Consider the following 1,877-nt stretch of genomic DNA (forward strand, 5'->3'; position numbering starts at 1 on the left):
ACCTCGCCGCTCAGAACCCGGCGGACGGTTTCGAGGCTGGTCATGGCGGTCAGCGTATAGCCCTCGGGCGTGCGCAGCTTCGAGACGACGCGCTCGCCGGCCGCATTGACCGCTTCTCCGAGCAGCACCGCGAAGCCCTCGCGGCGCTCGGCATCGGTCGGACCTTCGGGCTGGTTGTCGATCGCGGCCTTCAGCCGCCGCTGCATGAAGCTGCGGCTGGCGATCCAGCGCGCGAAGCCGCCGAGATTCGCCATCTGCTCGAGCTGCGGACTCGCCTCGAAATAGACGGTGATGTTCGGAATACCGGTCGAATGAAAGGCCGTCGAAACGTCGCCCCAGCCGATCGCGATGGCGGGCTTCGTCCCCGCACCGAAATCGAAATCCCGGCGCGGCGTCTGCTTTGCCGTCACGATGTCGCCGTCGCGGCGGATGCGCGTTCCCTTGCCAACGCTTTCGACGCCCGTTTTCGCGGTGCCGCGCGACGTGTGGCCGAGGCCGGAAATCGCCAGCGTCAGTTCGACCGCGTCGGGCATCCGCGCCTTCATATGGGCGGCGAGACAATCGCTCGGCACGACGTCGAAACCGACGCCCGGCATGACCATGATGCCGGCCTCGCGCGCTTCGGCGTCGCGCGACGCGCAGGCTTCGAAGACGTCGATCTCGCCGGTGATGTCGAGGTAATGCGTTTTCGTCCTGATGCAGGCGTCGAGCATCGGCTTCGAGGTCTGCGAGAAGGGGCCGGCGATATGGAGCACAGCATCGACCTGGCTCAGCGCGGCGACAAGCGCCGGCGTGTCGTCGAGCGAGAAGGCCTGATATTCGAAGCCATGCTGTCCGGCGACGGATTTCAATCGCGCCTCGTTGCGCGCCGCCAGCAGCGGACGGAAGCCCAGCGCCTTGGCCGTGCGGGCGACGAGCTTGCCCGTATAGCCGGTCGCGCCATAGATCATGAACCTGTCCGTCATCGTTCCTCCTGCCCCCGGGCGTCCAATCGAATTCGTATCGACTATAGCGACTTCCTGTCGTCAGTCGACCAACCCACGGACTGCAAGATCGGCACGCAGAGCTTCGGCATGCTCGAAGCGATGCGTATGAAAGCCGAGCGACGCCGCCGCCTCGACGTTTCGTTGCGAGTCGTCGATGAAGAGCGCATGTTCCGGCACGAGCCCCGTGCGCTCGATCAGGATTTCGAAGATACGCGGATCTGGCTTCACCACGCCTTCGGCGCCGGAGACGATCGTCGTTCCGAAGCGCTTGAGTTCCGGATAGGCTTCGCGCAGATAGTCGAAGGTCACGGTCGGCATGTTGGTGAGCCCGTGAAGTTCGAGGCCCGCATCCGCCATCGCGTGCAGGAGATCGACCGTGCCCGGAATGCGGCCCGGGATCATCTCGATGTACCGCGTTCCCCACATGTCGATGAGGTCGGCGTGATCCGGATGGAGCGCCTTCAGCTTCGCGCCGTTCTCCTCGAAGGAGACGCCATAATCATGCGCGAGATGCCAATCGAGGGTGCAGACATTGGCGAGGAAGTGCTCGACCTCTTCCTCGCTCGCGAAGATCTTGCGATAGAGGTGCCGGGGATCCCAGCCGATCAGCACATTGCCGATGTCGAAAACCACCGTGTCGATCATCCCCATGACTCCCCCCGCAACGTGGCTTCAGAAACGAAAAGGCCGCGCCCTTGAGGCGCGGCCCTTGTTCGGCATCGGACGGCGGACCCCGGGGTCACGCGCCCGAACCCCGTTCAGCCCTGGCGGGCCTTGTAGCGGGGATTGGTCTTGTTGATGATGTAGATGCGGCCCTTGCGCCGGACCAGACGGTTGTCCCGGTGGCGATTGCGCAGCGATCTCAAGGAGTTACGGATCTTCATGATAAAC

Annotated in this window: 3 protein-coding genes; all 3 read right to left on the bottom strand. The window is 64.2% G+C overall.

The features are described from left to right. A partial coding sequence (locus tag VMR03_RS06390) for a saccharopine dehydrogenase family protein (protein WP_325403391.1) occupies nucleotides 1-965 on the bottom strand: 965 nt, incomplete at its 3' end. Nucleotides 966-1,025: 60 nt separating this feature from the next. After that, nucleotides 1,026-1,631: an HAD family phosphatase gene (locus tag VMR03_RS06395; protein WP_325403393.1), complete on the bottom strand. Its 606-nt coding sequence runs from the start codon at nucleotides 1,629-1,631 to the stop codon at nucleotides 1,026-1,028. A gap of 113 nt (nucleotides 1,632-1,744) precedes the next feature. Further along, nucleotides 1,745-1,870 (bottom strand): type B 50S ribosomal protein L36, encoded by a 126-nt coding sequence (ykgO, locus tag VMR03_RS06400; RefSeq protein ID WP_152215558.1) that lies wholly within the window; start codon nucleotides 1,868-1,870, stop codon nucleotides 1,745-1,747. Nucleotides 1,871-1,877: the final 7 nt, after the last annotated feature.

The organism is Parvibaculum sp. (assembly GCF_035511255.1).
In the GTDB taxonomy this organism is placed as follows: domain Bacteria; phylum Pseudomonadota; class Alphaproteobacteria; order Parvibaculales; family Parvibaculaceae; genus Parvibaculum.